Origin of the sequence: Rhodococcoides fascians NBRC 12155 = LMG 3623, from assembly GCF_001894785.1 — a bacterium.
Taxonomy (GTDB): domain Bacteria; phylum Actinomycetota; class Actinomycetes; order Mycobacteriales; family Mycobacteriaceae; genus Rhodococcoides; species Rhodococcoides fascians.
The window spans coordinates 327062-345187 of record NZ_BCWW01000006.1 but is presented as its reverse complement, the minus strand read 5'-3'; the positions used below and the strand labels follow the sequence as shown (position 1 = coordinate 345187).

General features: G+C 64.9%; 18 protein-coding genes, 1 tRNA gene and 2 pseudogenes. 9 read left to right on the top strand and 12 right to left on the bottom strand.

Annotation, left to right across the window (positions count from 1 at the left end; translation table 11 throughout):
* Positions 1-70: 70 nt before the first annotated feature.
* Positions 71-1474, bottom strand: a complete 1404-nt coding sequence (locus RFA01S_RS14950; protein ID WP_032407023.1) for a zinc-dependent metalloprotease — start codon at positions 1472-1474, stop codon at positions 71-73.
* A gap of 144 nt (positions 1475-1618) precedes the next feature.
* Between RFA01S_RS14950 and RFA01S_RS14945 the strand changes: the two genes are divergently transcribed.
* Entirely contained in the window at positions 1619-2644 is a 1026-nt protein-coding gene (locus RFA01S_RS14945) for a YlbL family protein (RefSeq protein ID WP_032387460.1), read from the top strand.
* A gap of 15 nt (positions 2645-2659) precedes the next feature.
* Here RFA01S_RS14945 and RFA01S_RS14940 read toward each other — a convergent pair whose 3' ends face one another.
* Positions 2660-3226: a PPA1309 family protein gene (locus RFA01S_RS14940; RefSeq protein WP_094695495.1), complete on the bottom strand. Its 567-nt coding sequence runs from the start codon at positions 3224-3226 to the stop codon at positions 2660-2662.
* A 288-nt stretch (positions 3227-3514) separates the two neighbouring features.
* Here RFA01S_RS14940 and RFA01S_RS14935 point away from each other — a divergent pair.
* Positions 3515-4546 (top strand): annotated as a pseudogene (locus RFA01S_RS14935) (UPF0182 family protein); the annotation flags it as partial.
* On the opposite strand, the pseudogene RFA01S_RS27290 reads toward RFA01S_RS14935, so the two are convergent.
* Positions 4540-5058, bottom strand: a pseudogene (locus tag RFA01S_RS27290) (UPF0182 family protein); the annotation flags it as partial. The pseudogenes RFA01S_RS14935 and RFA01S_RS27290 overlap by 7 nt on opposite strands.
* 255 nt (positions 5059-5313) lie before the next feature.
* Positions 5314-5877: a transglycosylase family protein gene (locus RFA01S_RS14925; RefSeq protein WP_027496561.1), complete on the bottom strand. Its 564-nt coding sequence runs from the start codon at positions 5875-5877 to the stop codon at positions 5314-5316.
* Between the two features lie 501 nt (positions 5878-6378).
* Here RFA01S_RS14925 and RFA01S_RS14920 point away from each other — a divergent pair.
* Together RFA01S_RS14920 and RFA01S_RS14915 are read left to right on the top strand one after the other, a co-directional pair.
* A tRNA-Met gene (locus RFA01S_RS14920) sits at positions 6379-6455 on the top strand.
* A 106-nt stretch (positions 6456-6561) separates the two neighbouring features.
* Positions 6562-7074 carry a putative immunity protein gene (locus tag RFA01S_RS14915; protein WP_032407025.1) on the top strand — a complete coding sequence of 171 codons (513 nt, stop codon included), beginning with the start codon at positions 6562-6564 and terminating at the stop codon, positions 7072-7074.
* A gap of 2 nt (positions 7075-7076) precedes the next feature.
* Here the strand turns inward: RFA01S_RS14915 and RFA01S_RS14910 are convergent, their stop codons facing one another.
* The 6 genes from RFA01S_RS14910 to RFA01S_RS14880 form a co-directional block, all read right to left on the bottom strand.
* Positions 7077-7697 (bottom strand): DNA topoisomerase subunit B, encoded by a 621-nt coding sequence (locus tag RFA01S_RS14910; protein WP_202902204.1) that lies wholly within the window; start codon positions 7695-7697, stop codon positions 7077-7079.
* Positions 7698-7702: 5 nt separating this feature from the next.
* Positions 7703-7891: a hypothetical protein gene (locus RFA01S_RS14905; RefSeq protein WP_032366331.1), complete on the bottom strand. Its 189-nt coding sequence runs from the start codon at positions 7889-7891 to the stop codon at positions 7703-7705.
* Positions 7892-8228: 337 nt separating this feature from the next.
* Positions 8229-9509 (bottom strand): RNA polymerase sigma factor, encoded by a 1281-nt coding sequence (locus tag RFA01S_RS14895; RefSeq protein ID WP_032407027.1) that lies wholly within the window; start codon positions 9507-9509, stop codon positions 8229-8231.
* A 16-nt stretch (positions 9510-9525) separates the two neighbouring features.
* Positions 9526-9870 (bottom strand): YciI family protein, encoded by a 345-nt coding sequence (locus RFA01S_RS14890; RefSeq protein ID WP_027496565.1) that lies wholly within the window; start codon positions 9868-9870, stop codon positions 9526-9528.
* 184 nt (positions 9871-10054) lie between these two features.
* Complete coding sequence (locus RFA01S_RS14885; protein ID WP_032366333.1) at positions 10055-11275, bottom strand: acyl-CoA dehydrogenase family protein; 1221 nt, start codon at positions 11273-11275, stop codon at positions 10055-10057.
* Between the two features lie 44 nt (positions 11276-11319).
* On the bottom strand, positions 11320-12729 hold the full coding sequence (locus RFA01S_RS14880; RefSeq protein WP_032366564.1) for an acyl-CoA dehydrogenase family protein: 1410 nt from the start codon (positions 12727-12729) through the stop codon (positions 11320-11322).
* 144 nt (positions 12730-12873) lie between these two features.
* Between RFA01S_RS14880 and RFA01S_RS14875 the strand changes: the two genes are divergently transcribed.
* Positions 12874-13242, top strand: coding sequence for a DUF1304 domain-containing protein (locus tag RFA01S_RS14875; RefSeq protein ID WP_094695466.1), 369 nt, complete (start codon positions 12874-12876; stop codon positions 13240-13242).
* A gap of 45 nt (positions 13243-13287) precedes the next feature.
* Here the strand turns inward: RFA01S_RS14875 and hisN are convergent, their stop codons facing one another.
* Entirely contained in the window at positions 13288-14079 is a 792-nt protein-coding gene (hisN, locus tag RFA01S_RS14870; protein ID WP_032407028.1) for a histidinol-phosphatase, read from the bottom strand.
* Between the two features lie 59 nt (positions 14080-14138).
* Entirely contained in the window at positions 14139-14630 is a 492-nt protein-coding gene (locus RFA01S_RS14865; RefSeq protein WP_027496570.1) for a beta-class carbonic anhydrase, read from the bottom strand.
* 202 nt (positions 14631-14832) lie between these two features.
* Between RFA01S_RS14865 and prfB the strand changes: the two genes are divergently transcribed.
* The 4 genes from prfB to ftsE all read left to right on the top strand — a co-directional run bounded on the left by prfB (position 14833) and on the right by ftsE (position 18070).
* The gene (gene prfB / locus RFA01S_RS14860) at positions 14833-15945 is read left to right on the top strand and encodes a peptide chain release factor 2 (protein WP_027496571.1); all 1113 of its coding nucleotides are present in this window, start codon (positions 14833-14835) and stop codon (positions 15943-15945) included.
* Positions 15946-15948: 3 nt separating this feature from the next.
* Positions 15949-16848 (top strand): mechanosensitive ion channel family protein, encoded by a 900-nt coding sequence (locus tag RFA01S_RS14855; protein ID WP_027496572.1) that lies wholly within the window; start codon positions 15949-15951, stop codon positions 16846-16848.
* Positions 16845-17294 (top strand): Rv3103c transmembrane domain-containing protein, encoded by a 450-nt coding sequence (locus RFA01S_RS14850; RefSeq protein ID WP_032387191.1) that lies wholly within the window; start codon positions 16845-16847, stop codon positions 17292-17294. Before RFA01S_RS14855 ends, RFA01S_RS14850 begins: the two co-directional genes overlap by 4 nt.
* Positions 17295-17380: 86 nt before the next feature.
* The gene (ftsE, locus tag RFA01S_RS14845) at positions 17381-18070 is read left to right on the top strand and encodes a cell division ATP-binding protein FtsE (RefSeq protein WP_027496574.1); all 690 of its coding nucleotides are present in this window, start codon (positions 17381-17383) and stop codon (positions 18068-18070) included.
* Positions 18071-18126 lie beyond the last annotated feature (56 nt).

Here is an 18126-nt window from a genome sequence, read left to right as displayed (position 1 = left end):
TCCACAGGGGAAAATGGGCTTCGAGCAGGCGTTCGACGGGGCCGACGGCATTGGTGTGCGCCGTCCCGGTTCAGGGTGTGGAAGAGCCCTTGTCCGGATGGTCGTCGCCGTCCTCCGAGGCGTCGTCCGTGCTGTGTTCCGCTCGTTCGGCGGCCTCCTTTGCCTCCATCGCCTCGAGTTGCGCGATGGGGTCGTCGAAGCTGGAGGTGCCGCCGCCGACGACTCGGTCGATGAACGCCGCCGGATTGTCCAGGTCGGATGCGTCGGGCAGGAGATCCGGGTGTGCCCACACCCCGTCGCGGCCCTCCACGTCCGCGGCGGCCAGTAGTTGGTGCCACAGATCGGCGGCCTCGCGCACCTTGCGGGGACGCAACTCGAGACCGACCAACGTCGCGAACGTCTGCTCTGCCGGGCCGCCGGAGGCGCGGCGACGGCGAATGGTCTCGGCGAGGGCAACCGCGCCGGGGAGACGGTCGCCGAGTGCGGCCGTGACCACGGTCTCCACCCAGCCCTCCACCAGTGCCAGCAACGTTTCGAGACGTTCGAGAGCGTGCTTCTGCTCGGGTGTGGTCTGCGGCTCGAACGAACCCTGCTGCAGCAGCGCTTCGATCTTCGACGGATCCGTCAGCGCCGACGGGTCGAGCCCGGCAGCGGCTTCCTCGATTGCCGAGAAATCCATGCGGATGCCGCGAGCATATTCCTCGACAGTGGCGAGAACTCGCTGGCGCAGCCACGGGACATGGCTGTACAGCCGCTGGTGTGCAGCCTCGCGGGCGGCCAGGAACACCAGCACCTCACGCTCGGGCTGTTCGAGACCTTCGCTGAACGACGCGATCGCCGACGGTAGCAACGCGGCGGTGCCCGACGGGCCGAGCGGGAGACCGATGTCGGTGGAGGTGAGAACTTCCTTCGACAGTTGGCCCAGTGCCTGACCGAGTTGCGAGCCGAACGCCATTCCGCCCATCTGGGTCAGCATGCCCATCATCGGTCCGGCCATCTGCTGAGCCTCCGGCGGCAACCCCGAGGTCCACATGCCCGAAATCTGCTCGGCGACCGGATCGCACAGCCGCTTCCAGGTGTCGATGGTGTTGTCCAGCCAGTCGACCGGCGTCCACGCTGCAGTCTTGGTGGCACCGGCAGGCAATGTGGTGGCACCGTCCAGCCAGAGCTCGGCGAGGTGCGCGGCCTCGGTGATGGCCTCACGCTCCCCGGCCGACACCGGGCTGAAATCGCCCATCTGCTGTCGGGCCAATTGCTTGGCGAGGTCGTAATTGACCGGTCCGGCCGACGATCCGCCCGACCCCGCGGCACCCATGCCGCTGAGCATCTGGCCGAACTGGGTGAGCATCTGGCCCAGTTGTGCAGGGTCGAAGCCCTCCGCCCCGAACCCGAAACCGGCGGGGTTACCCGACCCGTCCGGATCCTTCTTCTTGTCCGGGTCGTCGTCGGAAGCACCGAAACCAAAATTGCTCATGGCTCAACGGTACAAGCCATGAGCACTCGGAGCGCGAAAGATCGTCACGCTGACGGCGAACAGAACGGCTTCGTCGCATCGTGCGTCGGGCTCCGGCAGGGGCGGTATCCACGCCGCCGCACGTTCGGATCTAGTGTCTACCGAGTGAACCGAAGGATCGCCACACTCGTCGCAGCGCTGGTACCGGTCGTGGTGCTGGGCGTCACCGGCTCGGTCGTCACCGTTCCGTTCGCGGCACTCGGCCCCGGGCCGACGTACAACACTCTCGGTGACGTCGACGGCGTGCCCGTAGTCCAGATCGACGGCACCGACGTCGACCCCACCGCAGGCCATCTGAACATGACGACGGTGGCCGTGCGGGATCAGCTCAATCTCTTCGAGGCTCTCGGGTTCTGGGCCAGTGGGCGTCAGGGACTGGTGCCTCGTGAGGAGGTGTACCCACCGGACAAGTCGAAAGAGGAAGTGCAGGAGGGTAATCAGGCCGATTTCGAGCAATCGGAATCCAGTGCTGAACTCGCCGCTCTGCATCACCTCGACCTCCCGGTGTCGCTGTCGGTGACGAGCGTGGCCCAGGACGGCCCCGCCGCAGGCGTGCTGAACATCGGAGACACTCTGGTTGCGGTGGGCGGCACCCCCGTCTCGACGGCAGGCGCGGTTCGCGAGGCCGTCAGCGCCAAGGCACCCGGCGATTCGCTCGACATCGACTACGTGCGTGATGGTGCCCCTCGTACGGGTTCCGTTGTGCTCGGGGCCAGGCCGGACGACCCGTCCAAGGGATATCTCGGTGTGACGCCCGAGGAGCAGCCCGACGTTCCGTTCGACGTGAAGTTCAATCTCGCCGACGTCGGTGGTCCGTCCGCCGGCTTGATGTTCAGCCTCGCGGTGGTGGACAAACTGAGTCCCGGCGAGCTGAGCAACGGCGAATTCGTGGCGGGAACCGGCACGATCGACGCAGCGGGAACGGTCGGCCCCATCGGCGGTATTCCCTACAAGCTGATAGCAGCTCGCGAGGCAGGGGCCACCACGTTCCTGGTGCCCGACGCCAATTGTGGTGAGGCGCAACAGAATGTGCCCGACGGTCTGCGCTTGGTGCGAGTCGAATCGCTGGACAACGCGATCGACTCGCTCCGAGCGATCGGGTCGGGCGAAGACGTTCCGACGTGTAGCTGACCCGCTCGGTCGTATTTATTCGTCGTCGACCACATCGAACGTCGCGTACAGACCGTGGACGACGTTGGGTGCCAGGTCCTCGGCGATGCGTAGGTCGATGGGAGCGAACGGATCGGCGTCCTCGTCCGGATGCAGTTGCAACAACGTCAACGACGGCCCGTCCTTGAGCACTGCCACGATCAGCCGCGCGTCACGCTTCTCAGGATGGTTCTCGGCGGCCGATCGCGCCGCGTTGTCGGCCGCGTCGGGATCTGCGAGAAGCGGCATCAGCGCATCGTCGAGTGCCGACTCCGCCGCCGGGGGGAGTACGACGATCTCTTGGACGAGTGCGCATCCCACGACGCCCTCGGGCCACGTCGACGTGGCGAGGAATTCGTCGAGGGCGGGGGAGCCGCCGGTGATGTCCTCGGGCAACGAATGCTGCTGGATCGGTGTGAGTGCAGCACCGTCGGCCAGATCGTCGAGCAGGCCGGGTTCTGCCGCGGCGAGGGCAGCGGTGGGCACCAGCGCGAACATCTGGGGCGACTGGCCCCACCCGCCCGCGTCGACGAAGTCCGCCACCTCACGCGCGCACCGAGCCAATGCCTCGGCGACGCCGGGTCCGCCCGACTCGGGGTCGAAGTCGTCTCCGAAATGTTCCTGGCCGGGCAGTCCGTCACTGTCGTTGCTCACCGCACTATCCTCGCATCCGAATGGTTCCACGAATGTCGATGCTCCTGACCTGCGGTCCGGCGGGGCCGCAGTACGGGCGTCACAGCCGTAGGATCAACGTACGTACAGTAGGGCGAAACGGACATGCGGCGCACGCGAGGTGCGCCGTGACAGTCATCTGCGGCGCCATCGGCGTCGCCCGAAGTTGGAGTGTGGCACGTGGGCATGAGGCCCCCCACCGGTATGCCGTCGTTGTCGCGGCGAAGCCGGATCTTGCTCGTATTGGCCTTGGTAGTAGCAGCTTTGCTGCTCATCGGTCCGCGGTTGATCGATATCTACACGAACTGGTTGTGGTTCGGAGAAGTCGACTTCCGCGGCGTCTACACCACCACTCTGTTGACCCGGTTGGTGATCTTCCTCGTCGTCTCGGTCGTCGTCGGGCTCATCGTCTTCGGCGCGCTGGTCGTCGCGTATCGCAATCGCCCGGTGTTCGTTCCGGTGGCCGGACCCAACGATCCGATCGCTCGATACCGCACCACGGTGATGAGCCGATTGCGGTTGTTCGGCATCGGAATCCCGGTCGTGTTCGGTTTCCTGTCCGGCATGATCGCGCAGACGAACTGGGTCACCGTGCAGCTGTTCCTGCATGGCGGCGACTTCGGCCAGACCGACCCGCAGTTCGGCCTGGACGTCGGGTTCTACTCGTTCGATCTGCCGTTCTACCGCTTCATCCTGAACTGGCTGTTCGTTGCCATCCTGGTCGCATTCTTCGCAAATCTGGTGACGCAGTACGTCTTCGGCGGCATTCGTCTCGCCGGCCGAGAAGGAGCGCTCACCCGTGCGGCGCGGATTCAGCTCGCTGTGCTGGCCGGCACCTTCGTCCTGCTCAAGGCCATCGCCTACTGGTTCGACCGATACACGTTGTTGTCGAGCAGTCGTAAGGAGCCGACGTTCACCGGTGCCAGCTTCACCGACATCAATGCGGTGCTGCCGGCGAAGCTGATTCTGTTGGCCATCGCGGTCATCTGTGCTGTTGCCTTCTTTGCGGCCATCTTCCTTCGTGACCTCAGAATCCCCGCCTTGGCCACAGCGCTGTTGGTGTTGTCGTCGATCCTCATCGGTGCCGTCTGGCCGTTGGTGATGGAACAGTTCTCGGTTCGTCCGAACGCGGCCGACAAGGAGAGCACGTACATCGAGCGCAACATCGCGGCAACGAGGTCTGCGTACGGCTTGACCGATGACGTGGTCTCGGCCGAGCCGACGATGGAGTAGTCGGCGTCGGAATTCGCGATGACCGGGCCGAAGTAGATGCGCGGCTGATCGAGGTCACCTGGGCCGTCCTTACGCACGGTTCCCTCGGCGTTGTTCTCGATCCAGTTCACCTGGTAGTTGGGATAACCACCACGCCCGCCGCTGGACTCGTCGGCGACAGCCTCGTCGACGGAGTTGGCAGGAGCAGCAACGAAGCCGTTTCCGTGCGTGAACACGGTGTGGCGGTTGATCCAGTCACGCTGGTTCGCGTCGAGAGTCTGCGGTGAGATCTCACGCGCGGCGACGACGTAGTCGCGGAGGTTGCCGTCCGCGTCCGGGTAGCGGTCGACGGCCAGTGTGTCGGGGAATCCGTAGAAGTTACGGATCTGACGCTGCTGAGTGAATGTCGGCGCAAGGATGTTCGGATCGAGCAACCGGATGTTCGACATCGTGGCCGACTCCGATGCCACTTCGCTCGGGCTCAACGACGCTTCACCCGAATAGTCGCGGTACGCACTCTCCGCCGTGCGGACTGCACAACAGAGCGGCAACCTGGCGCAGCTCGGCACCGCGCTGGAGAACCTGCAGAAGGCGGTCGACGCGTACAACGGGGCCGGTAGCTGATCGGCACTGTTCCACCGGGTTGACTGCAACGACAGAGCCGCCTCACCGAATCGGTGAGGCGGCTCTGTCGTTGTTCGCTACATCGGATGCGCTGGGCATCCACTGCGAGCGGAACGAGGCAGTTCTAGCGAACTGCCGGTGAATCAGCGTCCGATGGGCGCGAGCACTGGAGCGTTCGCAGCAGCGAAGTGCTGGAACTGAGTGCTCAGGCCGTACTGGTCGGCGAGCTTGGATGCTGCATCGAATGCGCCCTGAGCGGCCTGTGTAGCTGCTGCGACCTCGGGTGCGACGGCAGGCGCGGGGGCCGGTGCCGGTGCTGCCTGAGGAGCCGGTGCCGGTGCCGCTTCGGGCTCGGCTGCCGAGGTGCCGGTGGTCAGCTGCTGACCACAGACGGGCCATGCGCCCGGTCCCTGGCTCTGCAGGGTATTTTCCGCGACACGGATCTGCTCGGCCTTGGAGGCGTTGGCGGGTGATCCGGTTCCGCCGTTGGCCGTCCAGGTGCTCTGCGAGAACTGCAGGCCACCGTAGTAGCCGTTTCCGGTGTTGATGTTCCAGTTGCCACCGCTCTCGCACTGTGCGACGCCGTCCCAGTTGTGGGGGGCTGCGTTGGCGGTTCCGGCAGAAACGCCGAGCGGAATGGCGACGGCTGCGCCGGCGATGGCGGCCAATCCGAGTGCGCGCTTACCGAAGTTGTTCTGAGTGGTCATGCGGGGTGAATCCTCTCCGCGCTCGACTGGCGCGACTGGCCTGCGAATCGTTACGCCGGTGGTGATGGCGATGACGACCAGGCACTTCGTATCGTCGCGGCTCTGCCCCCGTACGTATTGGGGACCACACCCGCGGGGCAGAGCGAAAGAAGCGGCGGGGTGGTGCAAGCCCAGCGGTTTAGGGCCGTCCGTGAAGGTAGTCGAGGATTCACTCACCGTCACTGAGCGGATATGGGATGCGACCCGTCCACATAGTGGGATTGGGCCCCCTGTTCGTGCAGCTCGAGCCGCATTGTGGCGGGAATGTTTCACCTTCGTGACCCGACCGTTATGTGACTCGAAACACGCAAGAAAAGAGACCCGGAGCACTATTTCGAGGGGCTGCGAACGTGCTGTTCGGGTCGGCTCGGCCGCGCGTCGAGCCTGATCGACTGGACCGAGCACCCCGTGGTCACGTGATTTGCATTCGTCGTACACGCAGGGGTAACTTCGTAGTTGCAACGCGGGGTGGAGCAGCTCGGTAGCTCGCTGGGCTCATAACCCAGAGGTCGCAGGTTCAAATCCTGTCCCCGCTACCACTCGAAAAAGCCCGAGACCACACTGTCTCGGGCTTTTTTGTGCTCTGATAGCCACCGTGCAATCACGTTGGACTGTCCGATGCCCGTGCGAAGAGGGCGACCGAGGATGATCCTGCCCGCTGTTCGAGATCCCCGGCTCGTCACCGCCCGGCGCGGGGGACTGCTGTCCGATGGCGATCATCGGGCCCTGGCACTCTGGGCTGCTGCCTGTGCCGAACACGTGCTGCCTCTGTTCGAGAGCTCGGTTCCGTCGGACGCCAGACCGCGGGAAGCCATCGACGGGATCGGCGCGTGGGTACGCGGTGAGCTGCCGATGATGGAGACCCGCGCCCTCGGCGGACACGCGATGGGCGCAGCGCGTCCCCTTCGCGGAGCGGCTCGATTCGCCGCCTACGCCGCAGGTCAGGCCGCATGCGTGGCGCACGTGGCCGAACACGACCTCGGAGCAGCGGCATACGCCATCAAGGCAGTTCGAGCTGCGGCACCGTCGTCGAGCGCAGCCGCCGCGGCGTATGCGGAAAATGAGTGGCAGAGGGAACAGCTGCCGGACAGCGTGCGGGCTCTGGTGTTGGAGGACCAGCACAGGAGAAACAGCATCTGCTGGTACGTGTTCGAGTAGATCTACAGAACCGTGACCGTGAAGGACTGGGTGTCGACGACCAGAGCGCGAAGATCGTGCGGCCTCAGCTGATCTGCGGCAAGCAGTGACGTATCGGGACGAAACCGGATCGTGGTACCGGTCCGATCCGTAGGGGCAGTCGACACCAATTCGGTGGCGGGCAACCCGTGCTGGTATCGACGGGTCCACGAGCCCTCACTGCGACGGTTGGTGTGCTCGAGCACGTCCGACAGCGCTGCAACAGTCGACATTCCGCGGCGGGCATGTCCGTCCGCCAACAGCACTGGCTCCAGCCGGTCGAAGAATCGAACATCTGCAGTGCTCACAACGGGCTTGCGAATTGCGAGTCCGCGGTCGAACCGTGTGTCGGTACCTCGTCCGAGGTCCGTTACATCGATCGTGCCGTCCGAGTCGAACGTGATGGTCGCGTGACCGCCTCCCTGATCCTCGGCTTCGTCCACCGCATACGCGAGGACTTCGAGAACCAGGTGCAGCACTCCACCCGGCGCGTACTCACCGGGGCGGCTTCTGATGTGCGAGAGGTGATCTCGATCGACGTCCATCGACCAGTCGTGCGTCGTGGTGGACCAAGTGCTTCGGCCGGACACGGAGGGGTCGGGCACCGACGTCAGTCCGAGACCTGCTCCCGTGCATCGTCGCTGGTGACGATGTCATCGTCGTCGGTGGTCGCAGCATCCTCCGGCTCGTCTGCGGTGAGGTCGACGGTGTCCGCGCCCTCGAGAGCCGTCAGTTCCTGTTCTGCCTCTGCGATGAGGCCCTTGGCGTTCTCTTCGACCTTCTTGATCCACTCGGCCATGACTGTCACCCTTCGCTCGATCGTCTACCACCGGTCTACCAGACCCGAGCCCTCTAGGATCACCGGTGTGCGAATGCAGATCCCACGACTGGTTCTCGACGAGCCTGCAGATGCGGATCTCGACGCGTTGTACGAGATCTGCAGTGATCCGCAGTCGAGTGCGCGCACCGAACTCGGCCCGAAATGCCGGTCGTGGCATATCTTCTCGAACACAACCTCTCCTCCGCTCGCGTGGCAGAGCGCGCCGGCTGAAGCTGGTATCCCGTGGACCCGATATCGGCAACCCCGATCCCGAGGCCATCCGTCTGGTGTTCGCAGACCGACCGCTGACGGCCGATCAGGTGGATGCTGTGCTGTCCGCCTGATCCCGTGCGTCGGCAACCTCGGCCAGTCGTCTTCCCAGCAAACGCTTCTCCGGTGCCGTTCGCGCGAGATCCAGTGCTCTCCGGTAGTGCACGGCGGCCTCGTCCATCCGGCCCAGTCGGTGCAGCAGATCGGCCTTCGCCATCGCGAACGGGTGGTACCGGCGCAGGACCGGCTCAGCGGCGATGGCGTCCAACAACTCGAGCCCGGCCTCGGGCCCTTCGGTCATTGCGACGCCGACGGCCCGGTTGAGCGCGACGACCGGTGATGGTGTGAGTGCCATCAACACGTCGTACAGGGCCACGATCTGAGGCCAGTCCGTGCCCGCGGCGTCAGCAGCCTCGTCGTGTAATGCCGCGATGGCGGCCTGAACGGAGTACGGGCCGGCCGGCCCGCGGGTCAGGGCCTCGCTCACGAGTTCCGTTCCCTCGGCGATGAACGCGGCATTCCATACGCGCCGGTCCTGATCGGCCAACAGTACGATCTCGCCGTGTTCGTCGATCCGGGCGCGGCGTCTGGCGTCGGTCAGCAACATCAGCGCCAGCAAGCCGGTCACCTCGGACGTGCCCGGTAGAGCCGCGTGCAGAACTCTGCCCATACCGATCGCTTCGTCCGAGAGATCGACGCGTCCGACCCCATCGCCGGATGTCGCCGAGTACCCCTCGGTGAAGATGGAGTAGACGACCTCGAGCACCATGGGCACTCTCTCCGCCAGCTCGTCCGGTCCTGGAACGCGAAACGGAATACGCCCCGTGCGAATCTTGTTCTTGGCCCGCACTATTCGCTGTGCCGCCGTGGCGGGAGGGATGAGCAGCGCGCGCGCCACCTCTGCCGTGGACAGACCCGCGAGACACCTCAGCGTCAAGGCGAGTCGGTCCTGGGCAGCAAGAGCCGGGTGGGAGCACGTGAAGAACAACTGGAGGCGATCGTCGGGCACACGGTCGTCGAGCGCATTCGTGCCAGACGGGTTGCCGCGGTCCGAGTCGATCTGCAGCAAGGCCACTTTCGCAGCCAGTGTCTCATCGCGTCGGAGGCGGTCGACTGCCTTGCGCCGGGCTGTGGTGAGCAACCAGGCCCCTGGCTTGGCCGGTATGCCATCGATCGGCCAATGCGTCAGAGCCGCCTCGATGGCATCCGACGTCACCTCCTCCGCGAGGTCGAGGTCACGGTAGCGCTGCACCAACGACGCAAGCAGCATCGAGCGCTCGGCACGGAAGACCGATCCGATCGTTCGACTGATCTCGATCTCGCTCACCCAACGATCCCGCGCGTCAGAATTCTGCGAGCGGGCGCACGACGACGGTGCCGCCGTCCTTGGAGCCGGGGCAGCGGGCCGCCCACTCGAGCGCAGCATCGAGGTCGGGAACGTCGATGACGTCGTAACCCCCGAGTACCTCGTGCGACTCGGCATACGGGCCGTCCGTAACGGTCCGTTCGCCCGTGCTCGGATCGACGCGTACCGCGGTAGCAGTGGTCAAGTCGGCCAGCGCGTGCCCGGCAACGTAGACCCCGGCCTCCTTCAGTTCCTTCTCGTACGTCATCCAGTCCTCCACACTGCTGCAGCCGGGTGCAGCACCGGGGGAGGTGTCGGCGTTGATCAACAGGATGTACTTCATGGTGCGCTCCTTGGCTCGGTACCTCGGTGTCGCGGCGCGATTCGCCGTACACGAAGACGACGATCGAGACATCACGATATCGACACGGACCCTCGACATTTCTTCCAAGCGCACGAAAGCGGCACCGGACGCACAGTCCGGTGCCGCTTGTCGATCACGTGCCGACTCGATGACGAGCCACTGCTTACTTCAGCTCGGCCGAGGACTTTCCGAGTACGCGACGGGCAACGATCAGCTGCTGGATCTGCTGCGTGCCCTCGAAGATGTCGAGAATCTTGGAGTCACGGCTCCACTTCTCGAGCAGCGGGCGCTCGGAGTAGCCGTAGGTACCGGCCAACTCGACTGCTTTGAGGGTGATGTCGACTGCGGAGCGTCCGGCCTTCGCCTTCGACATCGACGCCTGCAGCGAGTTGGGCTCCTTGTTGTCTGCCATCCATGCCGCGCGCAGTGCGAGCAGGTGCGCGGCTTCCCAGTCTGCTTCGAGTCGCAGGAATTCTGCGGCCGCCGCGTGCTGGTTGTAGGCGGGAGTCTCGTACGAGATGTCGACTCCGGCATCGACCAGGATGGACCGCAACTCCTCGAGTGCGGCACGGGCGACGCCGATCGCCATTCCAGCAACCAGAGGGCGAGTGTTGTCGAACGTCTGCATGACGCCCGCGAAGCCCTTTTCGACGTTGACCTCGGCGGTGCCGAGCAGGTTGTCCTTCGGGATGCGGCAATCCTCGAGCAGCAGGGCTGCGGTGTCGGAGGCCTTGATGCCCAGCTTGTGCTCGAGGCGGGCAACGGACAGGCCCGGAGCGTCACGCGGGACGACGAACGACTTGATGGCCGCGCGGCCGAGAGACTTGTCGACCGTTGCCCACACCACGATGTGGGTGGAACGCTCACCGGCGGTGACGTAGATCTTCTCGCCGTTGAGCACCCACTCGTCGCCGTCGAGGACAGCGGTGGTGGTGACCGCCGCGGAGTCCGAGCCGAAGCTGGGCTCGGTGATGGCCATCGAAGCCCACACCTTGCCGAAGCGCTCGAGCTGCTCGTCGGTGGAGACCGCGGCGATAGCGGAGTTGCCGAGTCCCTGGTACGGGATCGACAGCGTGAGGCCGACGTCGCCCCAGCAGGTCTCGATGACGTTCACCAGAGCGGACATGTTGCCGCCGTTGGAGTTGGCTGTCTTGCTGGGCTTGGCCGACTCGCTGTCCTTCTCGCGGCCACCAGCGGCTCCGCCGATTTCGCCACCGGCGTCGGACATGCCTTCGACCATGGACGCCATGGTGTCGAGCTCCACCGGGTACTCGTGCTCGGCGAGGTCGTACTTGCGGGAGATGGGGCGGAAAATCTCGGCAGCGACCTGGTGAGCCTGATTCGCCTGCGCCCGAAGCTTCTTGGGAAGTTCAAGATTGATCATCGTGTGTGTCCTTGGGTGAGTGCCATGGAATTCGGGTCGGCGAGCTAGATGAGAACGATGCCTTCGGCGACGCCGACGGACCGTAGATCGCGGTACCAGCGCTCGACCGGATGTTCCTTGGTGAAGCCGTGTCCACCGAGCAACTGCACACCGTCGGAGCCGATCTGCATTCCCTTCTCGGACGCCAGGCGGCGTGCGAGGGCCGATTCACGAGTGAACGACAGTCCCTGCTCGGCGCGAGACGCGCCACGCAGCGTGACCAACCGCATGCCGTCGAGCTCGATGGCGATGTTGGCGACCATGAAGGCCACGGCCTGGCGGTTACTGATCGGCTCGCCGAACGCAACGCGCTCGTTGACGTACGGAACGACGTAGTCGAGTACGGCCTGGCTCGTACCGACGGCCAAGGAGGCCCAGCCCAGACGGGCCAAACCGATGGCGGCGCTGTACTCGGCGGCGCGCTGGTCGGCGTCACCATCACCGAGCAGAGCCGACTCGGGCACTGCCACGTCGGTGAGGATCAGGCGACCCAGGCCCGCGGCGCGCAGACCCATGCTCGGATCCGCTTCGACGACGAGGCCCTTGGAATCGGACTCGACGATGAAGAAAGTCGGGCGACCTTCGAGTTCAGCGGCGATGACGAACAGCTCGGAGCTGCCGGCCGCAGGCACGAGGCTCTTGACTCCGTTGAGCTTGTACCCGCTGGGGGAGCGAACGGCCTTGGTCTGCAACGCGTACGGATCGAACAGTGCGCGGGGCTCGTTGACGACCACTGCTGCGTTCGGCACCTTCTCGCCGACGAATGCCGGGAGGTACGTCTTCTGCTGCGCGTCCGTTCCCCACTGAGTGAGGGCGACCGCGACACCGCTGGGCGCGAGGATCGGCAGGGCCAGGCCCATATCGCCGTGAGCGAGAGCCTCGGCGACGAGGGAATTGGTGACCGCACCGCGCTCGCTGGCGGCACCGTCGAGTTCCTCGGGAACGTTGATGAGCGTGATGCCGAGTTCGGCCGAGCGACGAACCAGGTCCTCGGGGGAGGAGGCGTTGTGATCGGCCTCGAAGGCGGCCGGCCGGAGGATTTCCTCGGCGAACTCCTTGACCGTTTCGACGATCATGCGCTGCTCGTCGTCGGGCGTCAGGTCGAAGTAGCTCAGGTTCTTCGCGGCACCGTCGTCGAGACGCTTGGGCTTGCCGCCTCCGGTGACCTTGGCGAACGTACGGTTGGCGGCACCGAGAGTCTTGAAACCGGTTTTGGTGCTCTCGTACGTGACGCGGTCGATCGTCTGTCGGAGGTTGTACTTCTCCGCCAGTTCGGACCCGGTGATGGCCGTCAGAACGCGCATGGCGGTTCCGATCGCATCTCTCTTGAACGGGTTGAGGCCAACCGCAGAAGTATCGCGGGGCACCTTGGGGGCCTTCGCGTCGACCACACTGTCTTGCTTGCTCATGATCACCAGTTCCTCGGCGTCGGGCACGGACTTCACAGATCTTACTCCCGAGTAAGTTAGCTGTCTACTGTCGAGTAAGTACTGGTGGCGCACAACACCGTGGCGGGTCTTTCGTATCCTGCGTCGTACCGATGTGACAGGCTGTTTCCTGTGCATCCGATAGCTCAGGTCTTCGCCGCCCTCGCCGCGGTACTCCATGTCGTCATCTTCGTCATGGAAAGCGTGCTCTGGTCCAAGCCGGCCGTGTGGGCGAAGTTCGGTGTCGCCAGTCAGAACGACGCAGACATCACCAAACCGATGGCCTTCAATCAGGGGTTCTACAACCTGTTTCTCGGCATCGGCATCGTGGTCGGCCTCATCGTGGGCGGTTCGGCCGGCGACGCGATCGTCTACTTCGCATGCGCCAGCATCGTCGGCGCGGCTCTGGTGCTCGCCACCGGCGGAGCGAAGTACTTCCGGCCCGCGTTCGTGCAGGGAATCACTCCGCTCCTGGCCCTGGTCCTGGCCGCAGTCCTCTGACTCCGCGCTGCTCTCACGGTCCGTCTCCGGTGAGTGCCGACCGAATCACACAGCGGGGGAGAGGCGGCCGAGGATGTCCTGGTGCAGCAGCCCGTTCGTGGCTACCGCGCTCCCGCCGTGCGGCCCGACGCGTCCATCGAGCGAGGTGAACGTCCCGCCCGCCTCGCGCACCAGAACATCGAGTGCCGCCAGATCCCACAAGGAGACCTCCGGCTCGGCGGCGATGTCGAGGGCTCCTTCGGCGAGCAGGCAGTACGAGAAGAAATCGCCGTAGGCGCGAACTCGCCACACGTCATCGGTCAGTCCGACGAAGCGGTCTCTCGTTCCGAGGTCGTCCCAGCCGGACAGGCTGGAGAAGCTCAGGCTGGACGCGGCCAGTGAATCGACTTTCGACACGTGGATTCGACGGGCGGTTTCGTCGCCGACGCTCGTCCACGATCCCAGCTGCTCGGCGGCCCACCATCGGCGATGCAGCGCCGGGGCGCTGACCACTCCGACTGCGGGGACGCCGTCCTCGAGCAGCGCGATCAGCGTTGCCCACACGGGTACGCCGCGCACGAAGTTCTTGGTGCCGTCGATCGGATCGACGACCCATTGGCGGCCGCTGAACGTAGCCGTGCCACCGAACTCCTCGCCGAGCAGAGCATCGTCGGGACGCTCCGATCCGAGCTGCGCCCGAATCATCGTTTCCACGGCCAGGTCTGCGTCGCTGACCGGTGTGAGATCCGGCTTCGAGTCCACCGTCAGGTCCATGGCGAGGAATCGTCCACGGGTGATGACGTCGGCTTCGTCGGCGAGCCGGAGGGCGAGATGCAGATCGGCAGAGTAGTCGGTCACCGCAGAAGACTATCGCCGCGCACGGGCCTGCTCGCACGCGGCAATATGGGTGGCCGGGCCTATCCGGTGACTTCGTTCAACTTTCCGGTGGCAACATCGAAGACGAACCCGCGAAGCGACTCGTGCTTCGTGACGAACGGGCTGAGCTCGATGCGCGCCAAGGACTGCCGAACGTCGCGGTTCAGATCGGGGAACGACTCGGCAGCCCAGTTGGGCTTCAGACCCGTTTCTTCCTGGAGGTCGTTCTTGAACTCGTCGTCGGTGAACGTGAGCATGCCGCAATCGGTGTGGTGGATCAGGATGATCTCCTTGGTGCCGAGCAGCCGCTGGCTGATGGCCAGTGAACGAATCTCGTCGTCGGTGATCACCCCACCCGCATTGCGGATCACGTGTGCTTCCCCGTCTGCCAGGCCGAGAATCCGATAGACGTCGAGCCGGGCATCCATGCACGCGACCACCGCGACGTGCTTCGACGGCGGCAGCGGTAGGGGACCGTCGAACTGGGCGGCGTATGCCTTGTTGTTCTCGAGGTACTGGTCGGTGACGGTCATACGAGACTCCTCTGTCCATCGAATGTCGCTGGCACCGTGCGGCGGCAGGGATGTCGACATGCGCATATGCCGACTCGTCGAAAGCTAACAGCGGACGAGGTGCCCGAACAGGGTTCGAATCAGCACGGTTCGAACACCTGGATGACCATGCGTCTTCGGGGGCGGTCGGGGACGGGTTCGTGTGCCGGTAACCTTGACTCTCGTGCATCCCGACGTTTCTGCAGACCTCGCCGAGCTCGACACCACTCTGTCCACAGTCGAGTCCGTTCTCGACGTCGAGGAGCTGCGGCGACGCATCGACGAGCTGGAACATCAGGCCGCCTCACCCGACCTGTGGAACGACCAGGAACACGCTCAGCAGGTGACCAGCCAGCTCTCCCATGCGCAGGCCGAACTGCGCCGCGTCGAGGAGCTCCGGCAGCGCCTCGAGGACATGCCGGTTCTGTACGAGTTGGCCGAGGGCGAAGAGGGCGAGGCCGCCGCGTCCGCCACCGCTGACGCCGACGCCGAACGCGCCTCGCTCCGAGAGGACATCGCTGCCATGGAAGTTCGAACGCTGCTGTCCGGTGAGTACGACGCCCGCGACGCCCTCGTGAACATTCGCTCCGGTGCCGGCGGAATCGACGCCGCCGACTGGGCGGAAATGCTCATGCGCATGTACATCCGCTGGGCCGAGAAGCACGGGTACGGCGTCGAGGTCTACGACACGTCCTACGCCGAAGAAGCCGGAATCAAGAGCGCGACGTTCGCCGTCAAGGCGCCGTACACCTACGGAACGCTCTCGGTCGAGCAAGGCACGCACCGGCTCGTCCGGATCAGCCCGTTCGACAACCAGGGTCGACGCCAGACGTCGTTCGCGGAGGTCGAGGTGCTTCCGGTCGTCGAGACCACCGACCACATCGAAATCCCCGAGAACGACATTCGGGTCGACGTCTATCGCTCGTCCGGGCCAGGTGGGCAGTCGGTCAACACCACCGACTCCGCCGTCCGGTTGACGCATATTCCGACCGGAATCGTCGTGACCTGCCAGAACGAGAAGTCGCAGCTGCAGAACAAGGTGTCGGCCATGCGCGTGCTGCAGGCCAAGCTGCTCGAGGTCAAGCGCAAGGAAGAGCGGGCCGAGATGGACGCGCTCAAAGGTGACGGCGGCAGCTCCTGGGGTAATCAGATGCGCTCGTACGTGCTGCACCCGTACCAGATGGTCAAAGATTTGCGTACCGAGTACGAGGTCAACAATCCGTCTACTGTTCTCGATGGAGACATCGACGGCTTCCTGGAATCGGGAATTCGCTGGCGAATGCGAGGGGAGCAGTAACCGATGACGGCCTGGCTCAACGTGACGCCCGAGGTCAAGCTCAACGGCCTCGGAATCGTGCTTTACATCCTCGGCGGGCTACTGGCCGCGCGGTTCGTCACGTGGACCGGCTCCCGGATCACGGCCCGCATCGACCAGAACTACCAGCACAGCGACGCGCTCGTCCGGTCGGAGGCCGCCAAACACCGTCATGCCCTGGCACAGGTCATCACCTGGGTGCTGGTCACGCTCATCTACATCCTGGTCACCATCGAGGTGCTGCGCCGGTTCGGCTTCGGGGTCGGTGGACTCGTGGCACCCGCAACTGTCATCGGTGCAGCCCTCGGTTTCGGTGCTCAGCGCGTGGTGCAAGACATCCTCGCCGGCTTCTTCATCATCACCGAGCGCCAGTACGGCTTCGGTGACGTGGTGCAGATCGCCGTCAACGGCTCCGCCGAGGATGCCGAGGGCACCGTCGAGGACGTCACGCTCCGAGTGACGCGGGTCCGTAGCGTCGACGGCGAGGTCATCACCGTGCCGAACGGGCAGATCGTCAAGGCGATCAACCTGTCCAAGGATTGGGCTCGCGCCGTCGTCGACGTTCCGGTCCCCAGTACCGCCGATCTGACTCAGGTGAATGCGCTGCTGCGTGCGGTCGGCCGCGATGCGTTCGCAGATTCACACTTGCGTCCGCTCCTACTCGACGAACCGACCGTGATGGGCGTGGAGAGCATCGAGGTGGGGCAGGTCAACGTGCGCTTGGTCGCGCGGACGCTGCCGGGCAAGCAATTCCAGGTGGGACGAGAGCTGCGTGTGAGAGTTGCCGCTGCGCTGCAGCCCGAGGGCATCAACGTTGCCCCCGACGTCAGCACGGCCGGAGTTGCACCGGAATCATCGGGACGAGATCGAACGGAAGACCAGTGAGTACACCCGATACCGGAACCGAACGCTCGCAACGACATTGGCGGCAGTGGCGCATTCCGGCCAAGATCTACGGCCGCGTCCGAACCTCCACCGTGGCGTTCGGAATCTGCTTCGTGCTCACCGCTCTGCTGTACGGGCAGGTCAGCGCAGATATCGCCGAGAGGAACGGGGAAGCGGTTCAGGGGCCGGTTGCGGTGAGCCCGGACGAGCTCACGCAACCGAGCGAATCGCAGACGTACGTACCGACGCCCTCACGTCTGTCGACCACCACCACACCCAGCACGACCACCGAGCCGGAGTCGTCGACGAGCGCCGACGACACCGGTACCCAGTCGACGACGACCACCGCCCCGCCGACCACGACGACTGCCCCGTTCGGCGTGCCCATCCCGCCGGCGATTCAGTCGCTCATCCCGTCCCGGCCTGCACCGACGTCGTCGCGCTGAGGCATCCTTTACCGGCCCTCGGGACTCGCCGCGGCACCCGCTCGCTTCCGGCGGTTACCGACGGGTAAGGACTACACTGGCGACCCGTGATCAGCACCTCGAATGTGTCCAAGTCCTACAAGACCTCGACCAGGCCCGCTCTGGACAAGGTGACGGTCTCCATCGACAAAGGCGAGTTCGTGTTTCTGATCGGGCCCTCGGGTTCGGGTAAGTCGACATTCATGCGCTTACTGCTCAAGGAAGAGACGCCGACGTCCGGCGATATCCACGTAGCGGATTTTCACGTCAACCGGCTCGCTGCTCGTCGCGTCCCGCGGCTACGACAGAGCATGGGGTGCGTGTTCCAGGACTTCCGACTGCTGCAGCAGAAGACCGTGGTGGAAAACGTCGCGTTCGCGCTCGAGGTGATCGGCAAGCCTCGATCGATGATCAAGCGCACTGTTCCCGAGGTGCTGGATCTGGTGGGACTCGGCGGCAAGTCCGACCGTCTGCCCAACGAGTTGTCCGGTGGTGAGCAGCAGCGTGTGGCGATCGCCAGGGCGTTCGTCAATCGACCGCTGGTGCTGCTCGCCGACGAGCCGACCGGAAACCTCGATCCGGACACCAGTCAGGACATCATGCTGCTGCTCGAGCGCATCAATCGCACCGGAACCACCGTGCTGATGGCGACCCACGACAACCACATCGTCGATTCCATGCGTCGACGCGTCGTGGAACTGGACAACGGACGAGTCGTTCGTGACGAGGCCCGAGGGGTCTACGGCGTCGGCCGCTGACGCCGACCACCGAACTCGACCGCTCAGACTTCTCGACCGAACGAATCGAAGGGCTC